Source organism: Bradyrhizobium sp. SHOUNA76 (assembly GCF_023006445.1).
Taxonomy (GTDB): Bacteria; Pseudomonadota; Alphaproteobacteria; order Rhizobiales; family Xanthobacteraceae; genus Bradyrhizobium.
Map to the genome: position 1 here is coordinate 1 of NZ_JALBHA010000441.1, position 5,539 is coordinate 5,539.

5 protein-coding genes and 1 pseudogene are annotated in these 5,539 nt (G+C 66.0%); all 6 read left to right on the forward strand.

The window, feature by feature from the left end; all coding sequences use genetic code 11:
- The coding region (locus MOV74_RS30170; RefSeq protein ID WP_309486851.1) for a cytochrome c-type biogenesis CcmF C-terminal domain-containing protein at positions 1 to 539 on the forward strand (539 nt) is incomplete at its 5' end.
- A 4-nt stretch (positions 540 to 543) separates the two neighbouring features.
- On the forward strand, positions 544 to 1,026 hold the full coding sequence (locus MOV74_RS30175) for a cytochrome c-type biogenesis protein (protein WP_246930385.1): 483 nt from the start codon (positions 544 to 546) through the stop codon (positions 1,024 to 1,026).
- 125 nt (positions 1,027 to 1,151) lie between these two features.
- The gene (locus MOV74_RS30180) at positions 1,152 to 2,495 is read left to right on the forward strand and encodes a methyl-accepting chemotaxis protein (protein WP_246930387.1); all 1,344 of its coding nucleotides are present in this window, start codon (positions 1,152 to 1,154) and stop codon (positions 2,493 to 2,495) included.
- Positions 2,496 to 2,719: 224 nt separating this feature from the next.
- Positions 2,720 to 4,297 carry a Do family serine endopeptidase gene (locus MOV74_RS30185; RefSeq protein WP_246930389.1) on the forward strand — a complete coding sequence of 526 codons (1,578 nt, stop codon included), beginning with the start codon at positions 2,720 to 2,722 and terminating at the stop codon, positions 4,295 to 4,297.
- Positions 4,298 to 4,570: 273 nt separating this feature from the next.
- The gene (locus MOV74_RS30190) at positions 4,571 to 5,251 is read left to right on the forward strand and encodes a response regulator transcription factor (protein WP_246930391.1); all 681 of its coding nucleotides are present in this window, start codon (positions 4,571 to 4,573) and stop codon (positions 5,249 to 5,251) included.
- Positions 5,235 to 5,539: pseudogene (locus MOV74_RS30195) on the forward strand (two-component sensor histidine kinase); the annotation flags it as partial. The gene MOV74_RS30190 and the pseudogene MOV74_RS30195, both read left to right, overlap by 17 nt.

Genomic DNA, 5,539 nt, shown 5'->3' on the forward strand with positions numbered 1-5,539 from the left:
TGCTGCACCGGGCGCGCGGCCTGCCGCGTTCGGCCTGGGGCACGGCGTTTGCGCATGCCGGCCTCGGCGTGGCGCTGATCGGAATCGTCTGCGAGACCACCTGGAACAGCGAACATATCGCGACGATGAAGCAGAACGACGTCGCCCACATCGCCGGCTTCGACGTGAAGCTCGACGGGTTGCTTCAGCGTCAGGGCCCGAACTACCGCGAGATGATCGCCGAGTTCAACGTCAGCCGTGATGGCGAGACCCTCAGCGTCATGACGCCCTCCAAGCGCAGCTTCACCACCCGCGGCTCGTCGACCACCGAGGCCGCGCTGCTGACGCGCGGCGCGAGCCAGCTCTACATTTCGCTTGGCGATGCCACCGCCGAGGGCGCCATCGCCGTGCGCATTTATCACAAGCCGCTGGTGCTCCTGATCTGGTGGGGGCCGGTGCTGATGGCGTTCGGCGGGGTGCTGTCGCTGTCCGACCGGCGCCTGCGGGTCGGCGCGCCGAAACCGGCGCGGGCCAAGCAGCGCCTTCAGCCGGCGGAGTGATCCGATGCGCCGGATGATGGCCGCGTTCGCCCTGCTGATGCTGCTGGCTTTGCCTGCGGCGCACGCGGTGCAGCCCGACGAGATCATGTCGGACCCCGCCAAGGAAGCCCGTGCACGCGAGCTGTCGCGCGAGCTGCGCTGCATGGTTTGCCAGAACCAGTCGATCGACGATTCCGATGCGCCGCTGGCGCGCGATCTGCGGCTCTTGGTGCGCGAGCGCATCGGCGCAGGCGACAGCAACTCGCAGGTGCTCGACTTTCTGGTCGCGCGCTACGGCGAGTTCGTGCTGCTGAAACCACGCTTCGAGCGTCAGAACCTGCTGCTGTGGCTGCTCGGGCCGCTGCTGCTGATCGGGGGCGGCCTGGCGCTGTGGCTGCAAATCCGGCGTCGCGCGCGAAGCGGTGCAGATGTACCAGCACCGCCGCTCTCGCCCGACGAGAAGGCGCAGCTTGCTGCGTTGATGTCGGACGAAGCCAAATCTTCCTAGCGAGGTGAAGTCGTCCTGGTTACGTAACGTTACGTAGGCCGCGGGCCGCTAGCGCGTGCTTCATGCTATATTGACCTTTGTCTGGAACCTTGTCGCGAAATTCGATTCCAGACTCTGAGTCCCCGATGTTCGCGAACAGCAATCTGACGATCCGCTTCCTGGTCGGCGCCGTGGTCGCTGCATTATTGTTCCTGCTGGGCATCGGCGGCGGCACTGGATTCATTGCGGTGCTCTATCTCAACAACGAGATCACCAGCCTGTCCTCGGACTTCGCCGCGCTGAGCGGCCCCGCGCGCGATCATGCCATGCAGATCTATCAGCAGGCGCAAGCCGCGTTCTCCTTCTTCCTGATCGCCTGCGGCGTGATTGCCATCGTCGCCGTCGCGATCTGCCTCACCACCTGGTTCGCCGTCCGCAACGGCATCCTCAGTCCCCTGGCGGCGATCGTGCATGCCATGCGCGAGGTCGCCGACCAGAAATTCGAGACGCCCGTGCCGGGCCTCGGCCGCACCAACGAGATCGGCCTGCTCGCCGGTGCGCTGGAGGTGTTCAAGACCAACGGCCTCGAGCGGCGCCACCTCACCGAACGGCAGCTGCGTCAAGCGCAGCACCAAGCCGAGCGGTCGAAATTCCTGGACGACCGGATCAAGCGCTTCAACGATCTCGTCGCCAGCGTCGTCGACAGCGTGGCGTCATCGGCCGTGCATCTGAAGAGCAACGCCGAGACGCTGTCGCGGACGGCCAACGACACCAGCACCAAGGCCAATGCGGTCGCGAGCGCCGCGAGCCAAGCCAGCGCCAGCGTGCAGACCGTCGCAGGTTCTGCCGGGGAGATGACGAATTCGATCGGCACCATCAGCCGCCGCGTCACGGACGCGACCCAGCGCGCCGAGGGCGCGGCGGAGCAGGCGGAGAAGAGTCGTGACACCATCCACACGCTGTCGGACGCAGCAGACAAGATCGGCGAGGTCGTGCAGCTCGTGCAGGCGATCGCTTCGCAGACCAATCTCCTGGCGCTGAACGCCACCATCGAGGCGGCACGGGCAGGGGAGGCCGGCAAGGGGTTTGCCGTGGTCGCCTCCGAGGTGAAGAATCTGGCGCATCAGACCAGCAAGGCGACCGAGGAGATCACCTCCCATGTCGCCAGCATTCAAGGCATCACCGCACAGACGCGCGGCGCGATCGACGGCATTTCCAGGACGCTGTCGGAGATCTCGTCCGTCATGTCCGGCATCGAGGTCGACACAGCCCAGCAGCGCAACGCCACGCAGGAGATCACGCGCAGCGCCCAGGACGCCGCGCGCGGAACCCTCGACGTCTCCAACCATATCGTCCAGATCACCTCGACCTCCGCGGAGACCGGCCGCATGGCCGCTGAGGCCAGGGATTCCGCGGTCGACCTGTCGCAGCAAGCCGAAACCTTGAAGCGCGAGGTCGACGAGTTCATCGTCAGCGTCAGGGCGAGCTGAGCGTGCAAGAAAATCGCGCTTGCACGCTGTTGCGGGAACTCGATTAAGTTCCTGTAAGGCCACGATTTTCGGCCTGCGCTGAACTGCCGCATCCGCTCCGTCCCTTCATTACAAAAGTTTAACCCCCTCGCCAGCGCGCGGTAAGGCGGGAGCCCCCATCTTCAGGTCCGTAAGGCGCCACCCTCAGGCACCAAATGGATTTCAAGGCCCCTGGAGATCTCTGCATGACCGACCGTCCCGACCTTTCGAACCTTCCGTCCTACCGGCAGACCCGCTCGGTCTTCTCCGCGCGCAAGTTCGCGCTGATGGCCTCGGTCGTCGCCGGTCTCGGCGCGGCCGTCTATGGGTTTAGCCCGTCGACCGCGCCGGCCGACCTGTTCTCGAGCCCGGCGCATGCGCAGGTCAACAACGAGGTCCGGAAGGTCGAGCGTCCGATCGGATTCGCCGACATCGTCGAGCGCGTGAAGCCGTCGGTGATCTCGGTGAAGGTCAACATGAAGGAGAAGACCGCGAGCAACGACGACGGCGACGATTCCTCCTCGCCGTTCCAGCCGGGCTCGCCGATGGAGCGCTTCTTCCGCCGCTTCGGCGGTCCGGACGGCATCCCCGGTCTGAAGGGCGGCGGCCGCGGCCGCGTCGTGCAGGGTCAGGGCTCCGGCTTCTTCATCTCGGCCGACGGTTTCGCCGTGACCAACAACCACGTGGTCGACGGAGCCGACAAGGTCGAGGTCACCACCGACGACGGCAAGACCTACACCGCCAAGGTGATCGGTACCGACCAGCGCACCGACCTCGCTTTGATCAAGGTCGAGGGCAGCTCGAGCTTCCCGTTCGCCAAGCTCGCCGACAGCAAACCGCGGATCGGCGACTGGGTGCTCGCGGTCGGCAATCCCTTCGGCCTCGGCGGCACCGTGACCGCGGGCATCGTTTCGGCGAGCGGCCGCGACATCGGCAATGGCCCCTATGACGATTTCATCCAGATCGACGCGCCCGTGAACAAGGGCAATTCCGGCGGTCCGGCCTTCGATACCAACGGAGAGGTGATGGGCGTCAACACCGCGATCTACTCGCCCTCCGGCGGCAGCGTAGGCATCGCGTTCTCGATTCCGGCGAGCACCGTGAAGAGCGTGGTCGCCCAGCTCAAGGACAAGGGCTCGGTCAGCCGCGGCTGGATCGGCGTGCAGATTCAACCCGTCACGTCCGACATCGCCGACAGCCTCGGCATGAAGAAGGCCGAAGGCGCGCTGGTGGCGGAGCCGCAAGCCAACGGTCCGGCCGCGAAGGCGGGCATCGAGTCCGGCGACGTGATCACGTCGGTGAACGGCGAATCCGTCAAGGACGCCCGAGAGCTTGCCCGCACCATCGGCGGCATGGCGCCCGGCGCGACCGTGAAGCTCAACGTGCTGCACAAGGGCCAGGACAAGGTCATCAACCTCACGCTCGGCCAGTTGCCGAACACGGTGGAAGCCAAGGCCGACACCGACACTGACAGCGGCAAGGGTGCGAGCAAGGGCACCGACGTGCCCAAGCTCGGCATGACCGTCGCGCCCGCCAATACCGTGGCCGGCGCCGGCAAGGAAGGCGTCGTGGTCACCGAAGTCGATCCGAAGAGCGCCGCGGCCGAACGCGGCTTCAAGGAAGGCGACGTGATTCTCGAAGTCGGCGGCAAGAGCGTCGCTACCGCCGGCGAAGTCCGCGATGCCATCAATACGGCGCGGACCGACAACAAGAACAGCGTCTTGATGCGCGTGAAGAGCGGCGGCCAGTCGCGCTTCGTCGCCGTGCCCATCGCCAAGGGGTAGGCCTCAGGAGGCTTTTGAGATGAAGGGTGTCGTCGGCATCAGTCGCCCCCGCCGCCGGCGCCCTTCGGGGAAGCAGCGTAATTTTCGCTTCCCCAGTCTACCTTCCGGTGGAATTACGCCCCCCTCCGTCGGAAGGCCTAGGGCGGTGGAGTCCCCCCAGCTTCGCCGCCCGCCTTTTTCTCGATGCCAGAGTCTCCCCCTCGGCTTGCATGCGATTGCCGCTCGCGCCATGTTTAGAGAAGGTTGACCTCCTTGACCGCCGCCGAACGCACGATGCGCCTCCTCATCATCGAAGACGACCGCGAATCCGCCGACTACCTCGTGAAGGCGTTGCGCGAAGTCGGACACATTGCCGATCACGCCGCCGACGGCGAGGAGGGCCTCGCCATGGCCGAGAACGGCGATTATGACGTGCTGGTGGTCGATCGCATGCTGCCCAAGCGCGACGGCCTGTCGCTGATCGGCGCGCTGCGCGACAAGGGCAACACGGCGCCGGTGCTGATTCTCTCCGCGCTCGGGCAGGTCGACGACCGCATCAAGGGCCTGCGTGCCGGCGGCGACGACTATCTGCCAAAACCCTATTCCTTCGCCGAGCTCCTGGCCCGGGTCGAGGTGCTGTCGCGCCGCCGCGGCGGACCGGCGGAGGACACGCTTTATCGCGTCGGCGATCTCGAGCTCGACCGGCTCTCGCACCGCGTCGCCCGCGGCAAGGACGAGCTGACGCTGCAGCCGCGCGAATTTCGCCTGCTCGAATATCTCATGAAGCATGCCGGCCAGGTGGTGACGCGCACCATGCTCCTGGAGAACGTCTGGGACTATCATTTCGATCCGCAGACCAACGTGATCGACGTGCACATCTCGCGGCTGCGCTCCAAGATCGACAAGGGCTTCGAGCGGCCGCTGCTGCACACCATCCGCGGCGCGGGATACATGATCCGTGACGGCATTCGGTAAACTCGTCCGCACCACGGCGTTCCGGCTGACGCTGGTCTATCTGCTGTTGTTCGCGATGTTCGCGGCCTCGCTGCTGGCCTATTTCGCCTGGAATACGCGACGGCTGATCACCGAGGAAATCACGCAGACGGTCAATGCCGAGACCTCGGAGATCTCCGAGATCTACGGCCGCCGCGGCCTGCGCGGCCTGGTGCTGGCGATCGAGTATCGGGCGCTGCGGCCGGGGGCCAACCTTTATCTCGTGCCCACGCCGACCGGGCAGGCGATCGCCGGCAATGTCGGCTCGCT